The following is a 15,929-nucleotide window of genomic DNA, read 5'->3' on the forward strand; positions in this document are numbered from 1 at the left end:
GTCACGGATTCATTCTCCTGTCCTTATCGAATTTTCAGTGGTACCCGACACCGGCTGCCACTGCCATTCGGGCAGCGCATCGGGTGTGGGCGTGCACAAACGCGCACTGCCTTCGCGCTCCAACTTTACCAGGTGTGCCCAAAGCGAATAGATGGCCCACTCGTGCAGCGATGCATCCACATCGTCATAGGCCTTCGCAGTGAGCTCGGCCATGGTTTGCGCGCGCGCATGCCGATGCAGTGCCCGACGAACTTTAGCTTCGCGGCCCAGACGGTGTGCGATCAGCGCCGACAAATAGTTTTGCACATCGCCCAGCAGGTGCCCGTGCCCGGGCGCCAGACACTGGACCGGCTGCGCCGCCAAGCGCTCGACACTGCGAATATAGGCCTGCATATCACCGCTGGGTGGGATGATCACCACGGTTGCGCCCTGCATGAGATGGTCGCCGGTAAACAAGATACCCGTTGCCGCGTGTAAAAAGCAGAAGTGGTTGTTCACATGTCCAGGGGTGTGCAGCGCGGTTAACGTGAATTCATCCGTCGCCAGCGTCAAGCCATCGACCAGACACTCGTCGGGTTGCAGGCTGGTGTCCTGATGGCCGTCGTCGGGGCCGGGCGCGCCCAATAGCCGCGCACCGGTGCGCGAGGCGAGCACCTGCGCCGCCGGCGAGTGATCGCGGTGGGTGTGTGTTACCAACACCCAGCGAATGGACCCCAGGGCGCACAGGCGTGCCAAATGCACTTCATCGAGCGGGCCGGGATCAATGACCGCCAGCTCGCGCTCGCCCAAAATATAGGTATTGGTGCCAGGGCCCGTCATCATACCGGGGTTATTACACACCAGCCGTCGCACGCCCGGAGCCAAAGTAACGGCTTCTTCGTGCGACAGCGGGTATTCCAGTAGGTGTTGCGATAGAGCGGCCATTGACTCGTAAATTCCCGATGGAGAAACGCACAGTTTACGCGCTGTGGCTGGCGGCCTAAAGGGCCTGTGCCAACGACAAAAAAGGCGACCCAAGGTCGCCTTCAATAAATGCTACAATAGTTTCAGCGCATTAGTTCTGGAAGGGCGAAGGCACTACCGGATCGACATCTGCTTCGTAGTCAACACCCGCCAAGCCAAAACCAAACAACTTCAAGAAGTCGTCGTTGTAGCCTTTGTAGTCGGTAATCTCAAACAAATTTTCTTCCGTCACCTTTGGCCACAGCGCCTCAATTTTTGCCTGGGTGTCTGGCTTTAACTCCAGATTATCCATACGCAAGCGGTTGTGATCGTCCAGCCGCGGCTGATCGGTATACAGGCCCTCGGTAAACAAGCGATAGAGTTGCTCGATACAGCCTTCGTGCGTGCCTTCCTCTTTCATAACCTTGTACACCAGTGAGATATACAGCGGCATAATGGGAATGGCCGAGGAAGACTGGGTCACCAGCGCTTTTAACACCGAGACATTGGCTTTACCACCCACGTCTGCCAACTGCTGATTGATTGCCGTTGAAGCGCGATCCAAATCCTCTTTGGCTTTGCCGATAGTGGCGTGACCGTAGATGGGCCAGGTCAGCTTTTCACCCAGGTAGGTATAGGCGACGGTGCGGCAATTGTCGGCCAACAGGTCCGCTTGTTTGAGTGCGTCAATCCAGAGTTCCCAATCTTCACCGCCCATCACTTTAACAGTGTTGGCAATCTCCTCCTCACTGGCGGGCTCGACAGTAATGTCGGAAATTTTCAGCGTGTCGGTGTTAAGATTTTTCGCGGTATAGCCCTGTCCGATGGGTTTTAACACAGAGGCGTGCATCACGCCGGTTTTTGGGTCAGTACGACGCGGTGACGCCAGTGAGTAAACCACCAGATCAACCTTGCCCAAATGCGCTTTTACCAAGTCAAGAGTTTGCGCTTTGATTTCATTGCTGAATGCATCGCCATTAATGCTGGCGGCAAATAAACCTTCCGCTTCGGCAGCAGCGTGAAAGGCGGCGGTGTTGTAAAAACCAGCAGAACCGGTTTTGCGGTCGGTGGGTTCCTTTTCAAAGGCCACACCCACAGTTTTGGCTTGACTGCCAAAAGCCGCGGTAATGCGCGAAGCCAGGCCGTAGCCCGTGGAGCAACCTATGACCAATACGTTTTTTGGCCCCTGCGCGATAGGCCCCTGAGCTTTGATAAAGTCAATTTGCTCGCGGACATGGGCTGCACAGCCCTGTGGGTGAGCGTTGGTACAGATGAACCCACGCACCTTTGGTTTTATGATCATGGCTTATTTCCTGTCTAGCCCAAATTGGCATTTAACACAGCGGCCCTTAGGCAGGGCACAAATTCAGGCAGCTATTATAATGACCAACCGGCCATAAAACAGGTTTTTTCACTACTCACCGGTGTTCAATTTTCGAGCATTCTGCAGGATTGACCTTGAGACCACAGCCGAGGGGCTCGTCCAATCGGCAGAGCCATCCTGACGCACAGGTGCGCAAGTCGGCCGATGTGCGTTAGCATGTGGCCCTCGAGGTACCGATGCGCGCACGGATAAATCACTACGCCACAGGATTTCAAGATGACCAAAGCTCCTTTTTTACTAGCGCTTGCGCTGATTGCCACCTGTGCCGGCACTCTGGCCGATACCCTTATTCACGCAGGTCAACTGATCGACACCCGCAATGGCAAAGTGCTGAAAAATCAAACCCTGCGCATCCACGACGGCGAAATTGCCGGTGTGACGGAGGGCTTTGAACCAGGGCAGGCCGGCGTCGACGAGGTGATCGATCTGAGCCAGCACACAGTGATGCCCGGTCTGATGGATATGCATACCCATTTGGATCACGAGATGAATCCCAAGGCCTACGCCGAGCGGTTTCAACTTAACGCCGCCGATTACGCCTATCGCTCGGTGGGCTATGCGCAAAAAACTCTGCTCGCCGGATTTACCACCGTGCGCAATTTGGGCGACAACTACCAAGTCAGCATTTCGCTGCGCAACGCCATCAATCAAGGGCTGGTGGTCGGGCCGCGTATTTACACAGCCGGCAAATCCATCGCCACCACGGGTGGACACGCCGATCCCACGAATGGCCACAGCCAGGCCACCATGGGCCACCCAGGCCCTAAAGAGGGTGTGATTAACGGCGTGGCCGATGCCCGCGCCGCCGTGCGTCAACGCTACAAAGAAGGCAGCGACCTGATCAAAATCACCGCCACTGGCGGCGTCTTGAGTGTTGCGAAAAGCGGCCAGAATCCGCAATTCTTCGCCGATGAAGTGGAGGCTATTGTTAAAACAGCCAAAGATTATGGCATGACTGTGGCGGTGCACGCCCACGGTGTTGAAGGCATGCAGCGCGCCATCCGCGCAGGAGTAGATTCCATAGAGCACGGCACTTATATGGATAAGGACACCATGCGGCTAATGAAAAAGCACGACACCTGGTTTGTACCCACTATTAGCGCCGGCAAATTTGTGCAGGAAAAAGCCGCCATCGATGGCTATTTTCCCGCCATTGTGGTGCCTAAAGCCGCCGCTATTGGACCAAAAATTCAGGGCACTTTTGCCGCCGCCTACCAGGCCGGCGTGAAGATCGCCTTTGGCACCGACGCCGGTGTTTTTCCACACGGTGACAATGCGCAGGAGTTCGTGCACATGGTAGACGCCGGCATGCCGGCCCTCGAGGCCATCCAGTCGGCCACCTGGTCTGCCGCGCAACTGCTCGGCATTAGCGATGTGGCAGGCTCTATCAGCGCGGGCAAGTGGGCGGACATCGTCGCGGTAAAAGGCGACCCCTTAAGCGATATCAGCCGCATGCAAGCCGTAGACTTTGTGATGAAGGCCGGCAAGATCTACAAGCGCGACGGCCAGCCCGTACACCCTTAACACCACCAGAGCCATCCGCGCGCGCACATCGCGCACTGTGCTCCCGTTAGCGCGGCCGGGAATTTTCCGCGCGATCTGCAGGTTTGTCGATGTCCCACACCTTGATCACTAACCCCCGGGCGGCGCTCGCCGCCGTCATGCTGGTATCGTTCATTGGCACCGTGGGCATCGCATTGCCCTACCCCATACTCGCGCCTTACTTTCTGGACCCCACCAGTAGCCCCGCCCTAACCCAATACGCCGGTCTGCACCCGAAAGTGCTGCTCGGAATCATACTGGCGCTCTACCCTCTCGGCCTGCTGCTGGGCGGCTCTGTCATTGGCGCTCTGTCCGATTTGTACGGGCGCAAACGCCTGTTGAATACCACGCTGGCCATCGCGGCGCTCAGCTACTTGGGCACCGTGTGGGCACTGGTTGCAGAATCCTACCTAGGGTTCGCGGCGATGCGCCTGCTCACTGGGTTGTGCGAAGGCAATATCGCCATCGCTCGCGCCATCGCCGTCGACCTGCACCCTGCCATTGACCGCAAACGCAGCCTGTCACTGGTTTTTGCCGCTACTTATGCCGGCTGGCTGGTGGGCCCCATTGCCGGCGGTTATTTAATGCCCTTCGGTGTAGAGGTCAGTTTTATGGTCGCCGCAGCCACCGTGTTGGTGTGTTTGGTCGTGGTGAATTTGGGCCTTGCGCGCGATGCCCTACCCGCACACACAACGCGGTTCTGGCAAACCCTGCGCGCCAGTAATTCCCTGGGGCTGCTCAAAGACGCCAGCATACGGCCATTGATTATTTTTCATCTGTTGTTTTCCCTGGCGCTCAACACCTTCTACGAATATTTCCCCCTGTGGTTGGTTGAGGCCTTTGGCCACGGGCCTCAAGAAATTGCCTGGCTCTCGGTCAGCTTGTCGTTGACCATGATCGTCACCAGCGCCTTTTTTGTGGCGCGTCTCAGTCGACTGGCCAGCGAACGGCAGATGATTTTATTTTGCGTGCTGGCACTGGGGCTGCTCACAGGGCTACTGCCCTGGCTCAACGCCTGGGCCTGCATACTGGTATTCACCTTAATGGGTGCAACCATTGCCCTGGAAAACGGGATCTTTCCCGCCTTTATGTCGGCCGAGTACGGTCACTACGGCCAGGGCCGCATCATGGGTTTACTGACCACGAATTTTTGCCTAGCCAACGTCATCATGGCGCTGGTGGGGGCATTGCTGGCACTGCTCGGGGGGCGCTGGGTAATTTGGTGCGCCAGCTTTCTGTTTTTGCTGTCAGGTCTGTGGCTGTGGTTTAAATTTCGCCCGCCGCAAACCCAAGGAATATGAGCATCAAGCCCTTTTGAATTGGGGCCCTTGCTGTATACTCGTGGCCATTCTTTACAAGGGTTGATGTATGGCCAAACCCCGGCTGTTTAGCCTGGCGATTAAAGCGCAATTGCTCTTGGGTACGTTAATCGTGCTCTCTATGATTGTGCTACTTTATTTTCATTGGCAGGAACAAAATAAACTGCGCGAGGCCGGCCTGACTCAAAGCAAGCTGACGCTGGCCCAGCAGCTCAACCGCGTCCTGGATAAAGAATTCCACAACCGCGTGCACCTCTTGCAGGAATGGGCGCAGCACCTGCCCATGGACAACAGACACGATATCGTGCAAAACCTGATGCACGACTGGAGTCTGCTACACGCTGCCGGTAAGTTCAGCAACCTGCAGGTTTATGAGCGCACCGGCGAGCCACTGATCAAGCACACCGGCACCTGGCCCGCCCTCATAGATGCCGACTGGATTAACGCACTCTACCGCAGCGACTCACCGGACAACCAATTGGCCTGCGAGCAGCAGTGCGCTCAGTACATTGGCCTGCCATTGCGCCTGCCCGGTCAACCCACCCGGCTGCTGGTGGGCGAAGTGCAGCTGCAAAGCCTGATAGAAACCTTTGCCAACCACCAATCGCACCATGTGTTGCTGGTGGAAACCAATGCCCAGGATCAATGGCTAAACGCCTGGAATGTCACCGCCGAGGACGAGCTGGCCAGTTTCGACACGCCCCAAAAACTGCGCCAACAATTGCGGCAACAGCCGCTGGGCTGGGGACTTGCGCGCTATCACTACAAACTTCTGCCGCTGGCCGGCACAAAAAATCTCAATTGGCTACTGGTCAGCGACGAGCAGGCGGCATTGAACCAACGCCTGGACCTATTGACACTGCAAGCCATCATCGCCGGCTGCGCGCTGGTTGCGCTGCTTTGCTTGAACTGGTTGATCAGCCGCCAGCAGTTGTTCCGCCTGAGTAAGCACACCAAAACCTTTCACCTGCTGGCGGAGCAGCAGTTTGAACTTGCCCGCCAGCGGTTGCCAAAAAAACCAAAATCTACCCTGGATGAACTCGACCTGCTCGCCGATGTCGCCGCCGAACTTACCTTTCAGCTGGAGGCGTCGGCCCGCTCTGCCGATCATCGCAACCGCGAAATGGAACGACTGGCACTGTACGACCCGCTCACCAACCTGCCCAACCGCAACCTCTTTGTGTACGAAATAGAACAGCTGTTGGATTCGGGCGTCGATGTCCAAAAGTCCACGGTGCTGGTCATCGATGTGGACAAATTTCAGCGCATTAACGACTCTCTGGGGCACCAAAGTGGCGATCAGCTGCTGGCCAAGGTGGCCGATCGTATTCGGGCTGCGGTGGGCGGTAAAGACTTTTGCGCGCGCTTGTCGGGCAATATATTCGGCGTGCTGATCACCAGCATGAACCCGGCCGACGTGAAAATCCGGATCAATAAGATCAGCGAAATGATCCGCCAGCCAATGATTATCAAGCAACAAAAGCTAATGATTACCGCCAGCATCGGGGTATCCCAATTAGAGCACGGGGTGGCTGCCGTGGAGCTCTTGCGCAATGCCGAAATTGCCATGTACCGCGTGAAGCAAAAAGGCGGCAACAGCTATTTGCAGTTTACACCGGAGTTTAAATCCATTTCGCGCAGCAAGGTCTCATTAGAAGCGGAGCTGCATCGCGCGCTGGAGCAAAAAGAGTTTCGCCTGTACCTGCAATCCAAGGTAAATATGGCCAGCACCATCAAAGGCTTCGAGGCCTTATGCCGCTGGGATCACCCCGATCGCGGCATATTGAATCCCGTTGAGTTCGTGCCAATCATGGCCGACCTGGGCCTGCAGACGCAGCTCGACAAGTGGATGCTCGAATCCAGCTGTCGCCAGTTAAAAACCTGGCAAAGCCTTTATCCGGACATCAAGATTTCCGTCAACGTGGCCAGCGATCATTTTTCCAGCGCGGAATTTCTGCCATTCTTGCAGCAGACTATCAACCGCTACGGCGTGCGCCCCGGTCAACTGGAATTGGAAATCACTGAAACCCTGTTAATGGACAACATCACGCTGGCGCTGCGCACCATTGAGAAGGTGAAGGCGTTAGGAGTGAGTGTGGCAATCGACGATTTTGGCACGGGCTATTCGTCGCTCAGTTACTTGAAAAATCTGCCTGTCGACACCCTGAAAATCGACCGGGAATTTATTAAAGACATTCCCTACGACGAAAGCGACATGCACATTTCGGCGGTAATTATATTCCTGGCCCGCCAATTGGGCTTCCAGGTGGTGGCCGAAGGTGTGGAGACCCCCGAACAGCTGGCCTTTTTACAGGCCAACCATTGCGACCTGGCCCAGGGCTATCTGTTCAGCAAACCCATTCCAGCCCACAAAGCGATGATTGTGTTGGAAAGCCAGCGCGGTGCGACGGCGCAGCCCATTCGGGGCTGACCGCACACGCCGCCACTTCACTAGCGGGGTTGCATGCGAATAGCGCCATCCAACCGAATCGTCTCACCGTTGATGTAACTGTTGCACGCCAAGTGCACCACCAGATCTCCGTATTCTTTGGGTAGCCCCATGCGCTTGGGGAATTGAATATTGGCCACCAGTGCGTTTTGCACATTTTCTGGCATGGCCAACAACATAGGCGTGCCCATAATGCCCGGTGCAATGGCGTTCACCCGTATACCCTGCTTGGCCAGATCGCGCGCCATGGGCAATGTCATACCCACAATGCCGCCCTTGCTGGCGGAGTAAGCGCACTGCCCCAATTGACCTTCAAAGGCCGCCACCGACGCAGTATTCACGATCAGGCCACGCTCCTGGGCCTCGCCATCTGGTTTATTTTTCACCATTAACGCCGCCGCCATACGCGCCACATTAAACGAGCCCACTAAGTTGACGTTAATGGTTTTCGCGAAGTCCGCCAGCGGCAAAGGATTGTTTTCGCGGTCTAGAATTTTTCCCGCGGTAGCAATACCCGCACAGCTCACGCACAGGTGGAGCGCGCCAAACTTTGCTTTCAGCGCATCAAACCCGGTTTGCACCGACGCTTCATCTGCCACGTTTACCGCGGCAAAGCCTGCCTGCTCCGCGCCCAGTTGCGCAGCGGTTTCTGCCGCAGCCGCTTCATTCATGTCAAAAATAAATACCTTGGCACCGGCGCCTACCAGCTGCTCGCAGGTGGCCCGCCCCAAGCCCGATCCACCGCCGGTGACCAGGGCAATTTTTCCTTTAATATCCATGTTTACTCCTCGCAAGATTGTCGATTCACAACTTGATTCACCAGGTTGTGTTTACAGCGCCAGCTCTTTAATCAATTCACGCGCGATCACTATGCGCTGAATTTCACTGGTGCCTTCGTAAATAGTGGTAATGCGCACGTCGCGCGCCATGCGCTCGAGCGGATACTCTTTAATGTATCCGGCCCCGCCCAACAATTGCAGCGCGGTATAACATGCGTCGTTGGCTTTTTCGCTGGCAAAGAGTTTCGCCATAGAGGCCGCCTTGGCAAACGGCTGTCCCTGCTCCTTGAGCCAGGCCGCTTGCATCACCAATAAGCGCGCGGCCTCGAGTTCGGTGGCCCTATCTGCCAGCATCCACTGCAATCCCTGAAACTGTATCAGCGGCTGATTAAATTGCTCGCGCTCGGCTATGTAGCGCGCGGCGTAGTCCATGGCCGCCTGACCGATACCCAGTGCCAGCGAACCTATGCCAATACGCCCGCCTGCCAACTCGGCAACGGCGATGCGAAAGCCGTCGTTCTCGCGCCCCAGCATCTGGCTGGCGGGCACGCGGCAGTTGTCAAAATGCACTTCGTTGGTGGCCGAGGCTTTCTGGCCCATTTTTTCTTCGGCCTTGCCAATGGTCAGGCCGGGTGTATCGGCATCCACCAGAAAGCAACTGATACCCTTGCCCTTTTTCGCCCCGGGGTCGGTCACTGCCCACACCACAAACACGCCGGCGTACTCAGCACTGGTAATGTAAATTTTTGAGCCGGTCAGCAGGTAGTCGTCGCCGTCTTTGACCGCACGGGTTTTCATGCCCGCGGGATCGGAACCCGCGCCGCTTTCGGTCAAACAAAAGCCGCCAGCGGCATACTCGCCGCCGCACAGTTTGGGCAAGTAATGCAGTTTTTGAGCGTCGCTGCCCACCGCCTGGATAACCTCGGCCACCATGTTGGATACCGACACGGTGACTGCCGTAGATGCACAGGCCTTGGCAAGCTCGGTAATGGCCAAGCTGAAGGCCGTGACGCCCGCCTCGGTGCCGCCATATTCGGCGCGGATATTCAGCCCCATAAAACCAAGTTCGGCCAACCGCTTCAAATGCCCCAGCAGTAGGGGTCTGGCGTCCGGACTGCTCTCTAGTACCGCAGCCACCGGCGCCAGTTCGCTTTCGGCAAAGGCGCGCGCGGTATCGGCAATCATTTGCTGCTCTTCAGTCAGTGCAAAATGCATGGCAATCTCCACAAAGGTTAGCCAGATACGATAGCGCAGCTCCCGGGCAATATCCGGCCTATTACATTAAGCAAAGTGCTTTTCGCGCACAAATTAACTAGCTGATTAAGATTTTGGGACAGGAATCGCTGTTTCCGACTTTACTTCCTGAATCACCACGTAGGTGTGGGTTTCCCGGACGCCCGGCAGACTGGAAAATTTTTCGCCCAAAAATTTGCGGTAGTGATTCATACCCGAGACGCGAATCTTAAGCATATAGTCAAAACCACCCGCCACCATATGGCACTCCTGCACTTCCGGCAGCCGTGACGCCTCTTTGTTAAAGCGATCCAAATGCTCGGTGGCCGTGTTATTGAGCGTTACCTGAATATAGGCCACCAGCGACATATTGAGCCGGTCGGCGTCCAAGAGCGCCACATATTGGCGGATAAAGCGGTCGCGCTCCAAGCGCCGCACCCGCTCCAGACAAGGCGTAGGGCTCAAATTCACCTGCCGCGCCAACTCCACATTCGACATGCGACCGTCGGCCTGCAACAACGCCAGTATTTTCCGGTCTGTGCGGTCAATTTGGGGGCTATCGGGCTTATTTGGCATAGTTATTTACTCTATAAAGTTGACCAATATCAGAATTATATACTGCTAATAAGCAAAAATTGGAGACAAATACTCTTAAATGATCCAGATAATGCGAGACATATGCTATATCAACAATTGGTCACTGTGACCACTTTTTTGGAATGACACACATGAATCACACCCTTGAAGCCCTGCGCGATAAAGCGCGCCTGTACACCTACGCCGACGAAGATCAGTGCGTGCGGGAATTGCTGGCCCAGGCCGATCTTCCGGCCCAGACCCGTGAAGGCATTTTAAGTTTTGGTCGTGAACTGGTGATGCAATCGCGCAACCAGCGCAGTAAGCGCGGCACACTGGATGCATTTCTTGAAGAGTTCGGTCTGTCTAACCGCGAGGGTATCGCCCTTATGTGTCTGGCCGAGGCACTGCTGCGCATTCCCGATGGCGAAACCGCCGATAAACTGATCGCGGAAAAAGTCGCCAGCGGCAATTGGAAAGACCACAAAGGCCAGTCCGACTCCCTGTTTGTGAACGCCTCAACCTGGGGCCTGATGCTAACCGGTAAAGTCATCCGTCTGGACAACGAAATTACCGGCCAAACCACCCACTGGTTCAAAGGCCTGGTGGGCCGTATGGGTGAGCCCATGGTGCGCACCGCCATGCTGCAGGCCATGAAAATCATGGGCGGCCAGTATGTGCTGGGGCGCTCCATCAAAGAGGGCATTAAGCGCGGCAGCAGCCAAACCGCCGCCACGCGCTTTTCATTTGACATGCTCGGCGAAGGCGCTCGCACGCAAAAAGATGCCAATCGTTACTTCGACGATTACCAACAGGCAATCGCCAGTATTGCCAAGCACAACAAAGCCGACAATGTGATCGATGCCGACGGCATCTCCATTAAAATTTCTGCCCTGCACGCCCGCTACCAATACAGCCAGAGCGACCGCGTGTTCAGCGAGCTGCTGCCGCGCATAAAAACTCTGGCGCTGCAGGCCAAAGCCGCGCACATGGGCTTTAATATCGACGCCGAAGAGGCCGAGCGGCTCGACCTGTCGCTGGATATCTTCGCCGCCCTGGCGCGCGATCCGGACCTCGCCGGCTGGGACGGCCTGGGCTTCGTACTCCAGGCCTATCAAAAACGCGCACCGCACATTGCCCACTGGCTGATCGCGCTGGCCCGCGAGACCCACCGCAACTTCATGGTGCGCCTGGTGAAGGGCGCCTACTGGGATACCGAAATCAAACACGCTCAAGAACTGGGCCTCAGCGATTACCCGGTGTACACCCGCAAAGCCAATTCCGATTTGAGCTACCAGGTGTGCGCGCGTATTTTATTGAACGCGCCCGATGCGATTTTCCCGCAGTTCGCCACCCACAACGCGCACACTGTAGCCACCATTACCCAGCTGGTGAAACCCGGGCAGGCCTTTGAGTTTCAGCGCCTGCACGGCATGGGGCAGTTGATGTTTGAGCAGGTGCAAGCCGCACACCCAGGTACCGCCGTGCGCGTCTACGCGCCCATTGGCGCCCACAAAGATTTGCTGCCCTACCTGGTGCGCCGCCTGCTGGAAAACGGCGCCAACTCATCGTTCGTGAACCGGTTCATGGACGACGACACGCCGGCAGAGTGGCTGGTGCCCGACATCGCCCTCAAGGTGGCCAGTTTTAACCCTTACCGCCACCCGGCGATTCCCGTGCCGGCACAACTGTTCACCCAAAGTGAAATGCCGCGCTCTAACGCGCCCGGGTTCAACTTAGAACACATTGAACACAGCAACTGGCTGCTGGAAAAAACCAACCTGTTGGTTGAAAAACAATACGAAGCCACCTCCATTGTGAACGGCAAGGCCATGGGCAGCCACACCCACCAACTAGTCAGCCCGGCCAACACCAGCATCGTGGTAGGCGAAGTGCGCGACGCCGATCAGGCCTGCATAGATGCCGCGCTCACCAGCGCCTGCGCCGCGCAAGCGGCGTGGAATGCCCTGGGCGGCGAGCGACGCGCATTAATTTTGGACAAGGTGGGCGAGCTCATTGAAGCCAATTACGCCGAGCTCATCAGCCTGATCAGCCGCGAAGCCGGCCGCACGCTCAACGACGGCATTAGCGAAGTGCGCGAAGCTATCGATTTTTGCCATTACTACGCCGCCAGCGCCCGCCAGCATTTTGTGGTGCCTAGCGCACTCACTGGCCCCACAGGCGAAGTGAACGAGCTGTCATTGCACGGCCGCGGCGTATTTGTGTGTATCAGCCCATGGAATTTCCCGCTGGCAATTTTTGTGGGCCAGGTGGCCGCGGCGCTAGTGGCGGGCAATTGCGTGCTGGCAAAACCCGCCGAGCAAACACCCCTGGTGGCCGCCTTTACCGTCAATCTTATGCACCAAGCGGGCGTACCGTTGGAAGTGCTGCACTTGCTTGTGGGCGACGGCGCCGCCATTGGCAAGCACCTGCTGAGCGATCCACGCATTGGCGGCGTGGCGTTCACGGGCTCCACCGAAACAGCGCGTATTATTAACCTGCAACTTGCGCAAAAGCCCGGTCCCATCGTGCCCTTCATTGCGGAAACCGGTGGCCTGAATGCCATGATTGCGTGTTCCTCCGCACTGCCAGAACAGCTGGTGGACGATGTGATCACCTCGGCCTTTTTAAGTGCCGGCCAGCGCTGCTCGGCCCTGCGCGTGTTGTTTTTGCAGAATGACATTGCCGACCGCACGCTCGAATTGCTAACCGGCGCCTGCGATGAACTGCGCCTGGGCAACCCCTGGGAACTCAATACCGATATGGGGCCGGTGATCGACGAAGACGCGCTGAAACTGCTCACCGAGCATATGGCGCGCATGGAAAAAGAAGCCAAGGTGCTGTATCGCTATCCGCAAGAAAAAGTACCCACAGAAGGCTCTTTCTTTGGCCCGCAAATTGTTGAGCTCAAAGAACTTGCGCAGTTAGAACGCGAAGTTTTTGGCCCCATCTTGCACGTGATTCGCTACAAAACAGGCGAGTTGGATAAAGTCATCGCTCAAATAAACAACAGCGGTTACGGGCTCACCTTGGGAGTGCATTCACGGGTAGAGGCAACCGCCAAAAAAGTGTTCCGCGAGGCCCGCGTCGGCAATACTTATATCAACCGCAACATGGTGGGCGCCGTCGTCGGTGTGAACCCCTTTGGCGGCCAGGGCTTGTCGGGAACTGGCCCCAAAGCCGGCGGCCCCTTGTACGTGCGCCGATTTGCCACAGAGCGCACTTACACCAACAATGTATCGGCCACCGGTGGCAACATTGCCTTGTTCAGTGTCGCCGGCAGCGACGAACCCCCGATGCCGGTACGCCAACTGTAACAGCCTATTCATTCGGCAACAGGCGGCCTTCGGGTCGCCTTTTTTCATGGGCTACGCGACAAATCCCGCAGCGCTACTCGCACCACACCCACGCCAATGGTAGGCTGATTCCCCGCTCGAACAGGAGGTGCGCCCATGCGCGACATTCAATGGCAGTGCCTGAGTTTTGATCAGCTAACAACCCGTCTGCTATACCAGATTTTACAAGCCCGCAGCGACGTATTTGTGGTTGAGCAGGCCTGCGCCTACCAAGAATTGGACGGTAAAGACCTGTGCGCACTGCACCTGTGTGGCTGGCAATCCGCGTACGACCACGCAGATTCCAGCAGCGAACCACCAGTGCTGCTGGCCTACGCACGGCTGCTGCCGCCCGGAGTGAGCTACCCGCAGGCGTCCATCGGCCGAGTGATGACCAGCCGCGCAGGCCGCTACCAAAAACTAGGCCGACCGCTGATGCAAGAGGCACTGGCGCGTATGGCAGATCACTACCCGGGGCAACCTATCACCATCGGTGCGCAGTATCATTTGCGCAATTTTTACCAGTCGCTGGGCTTTCACCCCATTTCAGAGGTATACGACGAAGACGGCATTGACCATATCGACATGCGCTACACGCCGAGCAATGGCTAAGGCTCAGTAGCCGCGTTCAAAATCAATGCGGTGCAGCAGCGGCTCGTCGGCCAAATAGCGGGCGTAATTGTCGGCAAATAGGCGCGCTATATCGCGGGCAAAAGTGACCGCCGAAATGTGCGGCGTTACGTGTAGATTGGGCGTGCGCCAAAAAGGGTGCCCCGCGGGCAGTGGCTCCTGCTCAAAAACGTCCAATACCGCCGCCGACAGCTGGCCGCTGCGCAAAGCGACCATTAATGCCGATTCATCAATACAGCTGCCGCGCCCCACATTAATCAATATTGCCCCAGGCTTTAAGCCATTAAAAAATGTCTCGCCGATGCGACGGGTCAAGGCTGGCGTTGACGGCAATGCCAACACCACAGCATCCACTTCTTGCAAGAGGTTTGTCTCACCCGATGCGTCGAGCACGTGATCCAGACGATAGCAGGCGTCGAGACCCGCCACCGACCGACCGCTGCGATTGACGCCAATCACCCGCATTCCAAAATGCCGTGCTGACTGGGCAATGTCGCCGCCAATAGACCCCAGCCCCACCACTGCCAGCGTTTGCCCCACCAGACTGCGGTAGGGTATCGGTTGCCATAGCTGTTTTGCTTGCTGTCGATGGTAATCGCTTAAATGCCGATTTATTTCCAGCAATTTACCAAAGACATACTCCCGCATCAGCGGACCAAAAATTCCCTTCACACCGGTTAATACGTAATCGCGCCGCAGCCCGGGCGCCATCAGGGCTTCCACACCGGCATAGGTAGACTGCAGCCAACGCAGACTTGTAGCCTGTTCCAAATGTGGTGCAATCAGTGCCGGTTTTGCCAATATCACCCTCGCCTGCTCGACATTGTCAGCGATGGTTTTAGCGCAGCTCGCCAAGCGTACGTCTGCCAGGTGCGGAAAACCCTGCGCCGCTAGCGCCTCGGCAATGGCTTGAGCATCCGGCGCGGCAATCAGGCAGTGCGACATAGAATGTTCCGTGGGCGGCTTGTAAATAGAAGCTTAAAATACCCGTTGAAACCGCTTGTGCCAACCAGAATACCGCGCACAATGTCGCGCCCACGCTCGACTAAAAATCCAAAACCCATATTATCTACTGTAATTCCGGATACCGTGGCATCCAACGGTCGGCGAATGCCATTATTGGCGTACATCAGGGTAACTATCAGAATACGAAATTCAGAAGTCGATATTCGAGCGTGGACCGGCACTTCATTAAGAGGTCAATCGACTTAAGCAGCTAATCGGCCAATAGAAAGTTTAATCGGTCGTCAGCCATTTTTGGCGATATTTCAAATATTTCACAGGTGACAATATTTTCTTTGACGAAAGGATCTTCATTCAATCTAAGCTGTAAATCTGCCCGAGTGGTGTTGTGCGCAAGAATGGCGCCCCCCTGATTGGGCTGCAAACTGCCCACCGTTAAAAACACCGCATCGTTAAAACCACGCTTAATCCATTGATTATGGCCATCCATAAATTCACCGGCGAGGGCTTTCTTTTTCGAAAACTTTAAAAAAACCATAAACATATACCAAACTCCTTTTTGGTTGACGCCTACCCAACCCATAAACGGCTAGTTGAAAAACACTCAGTCCAATGTTATCGAGCAGCCGGATCATAAAACAATAATTGCTTTTTCACCTGTTTTTTTTGGTCCAACACGCACTGATCAATAGTCTTTAGCACTCGAATCAAACTCACACCTGCGGGTAGCGAGCATCAGTACATTCAGCAATAACGCCATCGCAACAACAGTAAATC

Annotated in this window: 12 protein-coding genes; 5 read left to right on the top strand and 7 right to left on the bottom strand. The window is 56.1% G+C overall.

The genetic code is table 11. From position 1 onward, the window contains the following. Positions 1–9 precede the first annotated feature (9 nt). Both ACW8F6_RS10535 and fabV read right to left on the bottom strand, forming a co-directional pair. Complete coding sequence (locus ACW8F6_RS10535; protein WP_491575825.1) at positions 10–924, bottom strand: MBL fold metallo-hydrolase; 915 nt, start codon at positions 922–924, stop codon at positions 10–12. Positions 925–1,054: 130 nt separating this feature from the next. Further along, positions 1,055–2,245 (bottom strand): enoyl-ACP reductase FabV, encoded by a 1,191-nt coding sequence (gene fabV, locus ACW8F6_RS10540; RefSeq protein ID WP_491575826.1) that lies wholly within the window; start codon positions 2,243–2,245, stop codon positions 1,055–1,057. A 297-nt stretch (positions 2,246–2,542) separates the two neighbouring features. On the opposite strand from fabV, the gene ACW8F6_RS10545 reads away from it, so the two are divergent. The 3 genes from ACW8F6_RS10545 (at position 2,543) to ACW8F6_RS10555 (ending at position 7,618) form a co-directional block, all read left to right on the top strand. Beyond that, on the top strand, positions 2,543–3,850 hold the full coding sequence (locus tag ACW8F6_RS10545; RefSeq protein ID WP_491575827.1) for a metal-dependent hydrolase family protein: 1,308 nt from the start codon (positions 2,543–2,545) through the stop codon (positions 3,848–3,850). Between the two features lie 89 nt (positions 3,851–3,939). Continuing rightward, on the top strand, positions 3,940–5,169 hold the full coding sequence (locus ACW8F6_RS10550) for an MFS transporter (RefSeq protein ID WP_491575828.1): 1,230 nt from the start codon (positions 3,940–3,942) through the stop codon (positions 5,167–5,169). A gap of 67 nt (positions 5,170–5,236) precedes the next feature. After that, positions 5,237–7,618, top strand: coding sequence for a putative bifunctional diguanylate cyclase/phosphodiesterase (locus tag ACW8F6_RS10555; protein WP_491575829.1), 2,382 nt, complete (start codon positions 5,237–5,239; stop codon positions 7,616–7,618). A gap of 20 nt (positions 7,619–7,638) precedes the next feature. Here the strand turns inward: ACW8F6_RS10555 and ACW8F6_RS10560 are convergent, their stop codons facing one another. The 3 genes from ACW8F6_RS10560 to ACW8F6_RS10570 form a co-directional block, all read right to left on the bottom strand. After that, on the bottom strand, positions 7,639–8,415 hold the full coding sequence (locus ACW8F6_RS10560) for an SDR family NAD(P)-dependent oxidoreductase (protein WP_491575830.1): 777 nt from the start codon (positions 8,413–8,415) through the stop codon (positions 7,639–7,641). A gap of 51 nt (positions 8,416–8,466) precedes the next feature. Beyond that, positions 8,467–9,630: an acyl-CoA dehydrogenase family protein gene (locus ACW8F6_RS10565; RefSeq protein WP_491575831.1), complete on the bottom strand. Its 1,164-nt coding sequence runs from the start codon at positions 9,628–9,630 to the stop codon at positions 8,467–8,469. 105 nt (positions 9,631–9,735) lie between these two features. After that, positions 9,736–10,224 carry an Lrp/AsnC ligand binding domain-containing protein gene (locus tag ACW8F6_RS10570; protein ID WP_491575832.1) on the bottom strand — a complete coding sequence of 163 codons (489 nt, stop codon included), beginning with the start codon at positions 10,222–10,224 and terminating at the stop codon, positions 9,736–9,738. 152 nt (positions 10,225–10,376) lie between these two features. Here ACW8F6_RS10570 and putA point away from each other — a divergent pair, with 152 nt between their 5' ends. Together putA and ACW8F6_RS10580 are read left to right on the top strand one after the other, a co-directional pair. After that, the gene (putA, locus tag ACW8F6_RS10575) at positions 10,377–13,541 is read left to right on the top strand and encodes a bifunctional proline dehydrogenase/L-glutamate gamma-semialdehyde dehydrogenase PutA (protein WP_491575833.1); all 3,165 of its coding nucleotides are present in this window, start codon (positions 10,377–10,379) and stop codon (positions 13,539–13,541) included. 135 nt (positions 13,542–13,676) lie between these two features. Next, positions 13,677–14,171 carry a GNAT family N-acetyltransferase gene (locus tag ACW8F6_RS10580; RefSeq protein WP_491575834.1) on the top strand — a complete coding sequence of 165 codons (495 nt, stop codon included), beginning with the start codon at positions 13,677–13,679 and terminating at the stop codon, positions 14,169–14,171. 3 nt (positions 14,172–14,174) lie between these two features. On the opposite strand, the gene ACW8F6_RS10585 is transcribed toward ACW8F6_RS10580, so the two are convergent. Both ACW8F6_RS10585 and ACW8F6_RS10590 read right to left on the bottom strand, forming a co-directional pair. Continuing rightward, positions 14,175–15,134, bottom strand: a complete 960-nt coding sequence (locus tag ACW8F6_RS10585) for a D-2-hydroxyacid dehydrogenase (RefSeq protein ID WP_491575835.1) — start codon at positions 15,132–15,134, stop codon at positions 14,175–14,177. Between the two features lie 271 nt (positions 15,135–15,405). After that, entirely contained in the window at positions 15,406–15,696 is a 291-nt protein-coding gene (locus tag ACW8F6_RS10590; protein ID WP_491575836.1) for a YciI family protein, read from the bottom strand. Between the last annotated feature and the right edge of the window lie 233 nt (positions 15,697–15,929).

It is taken from the genome of Simiduia sp., from assembly GCF_058345725.1.

Bases quoted from the DNA above. Each gene is read 5' to 3' on its own strand.
- ACW8F6_RS10555 (WP_491575829.1), top strand. From the start codon at position 5,237: ATGGCCAAACCCCGGCTGTTTAGCCTGGCGATTAAAGCGCAATTGCTC.
- ACW8F6_RS10590 (WP_491575836.1), bottom strand. From the start codon at position 15,696: ATGTTTATGGTTTTTTTAAAGTTTTCGAAAAAGAAAGCCCTCGCCGGT.
- ACW8F6_RS10535 (WP_491575825.1), bottom strand. From the start codon at position 924: ATGGCCGCTCTATCGCAACACCTACTGGAATACCCGCTGTCGCACGAA.
- ACW8F6_RS10560 (WP_491575830.1), bottom strand. From the start codon at position 8,415: ATGGATATTAAAGGAAAAATTGCCCTGGTCACCGGCGGTGGATCGGGC.
- ACW8F6_RS10565 (WP_491575831.1), bottom strand. From the start codon at position 9,630: ATGCATTTTGCACTGACTGAAGAGCAGCAAATGATTGCCGATACCGCG.
- ACW8F6_RS10580 (WP_491575834.1), top strand. From the start codon at position 13,677: ATGCGCGACATTCAATGGCAGTGCCTGAGTTTTGATCAGCTAACAACC.
- ACW8F6_RS10550 (WP_491575828.1), top strand. From the start codon at position 3,940: ATGTCCCACACCTTGATCACTAACCCCCGGGCGGCGCTCGCCGCCGTC.
- fabV (WP_491575826.1), bottom strand. From the start codon at position 2,245: ATGATCATAAAACCAAAGGTGCGTGGGTTCATCTGTACCAACGCTCAC.
- putA (WP_491575833.1), top strand. From the start codon at position 10,377: ATGAATCACACCCTTGAAGCCCTGCGCGATAAAGCGCGCCTGTACACC.
- ACW8F6_RS10545 (WP_491575827.1), top strand. From the start codon at position 2,543: ATGACCAAAGCTCCTTTTTTACTAGCGCTTGCGCTGATTGCCACCTGT.
- ACW8F6_RS10570 (WP_491575832.1), bottom strand. From the start codon at position 10,224: ATGCCAAATAAGCCCGATAGCCCCCAAATTGACCGCACAGACCGGAAA.
- ACW8F6_RS10585 (WP_491575835.1), bottom strand. From the start codon at position 15,134: ATGTCGCACTGCCTGATTGCCGCGCCGGATGCTCAAGCCATTGCCGAG.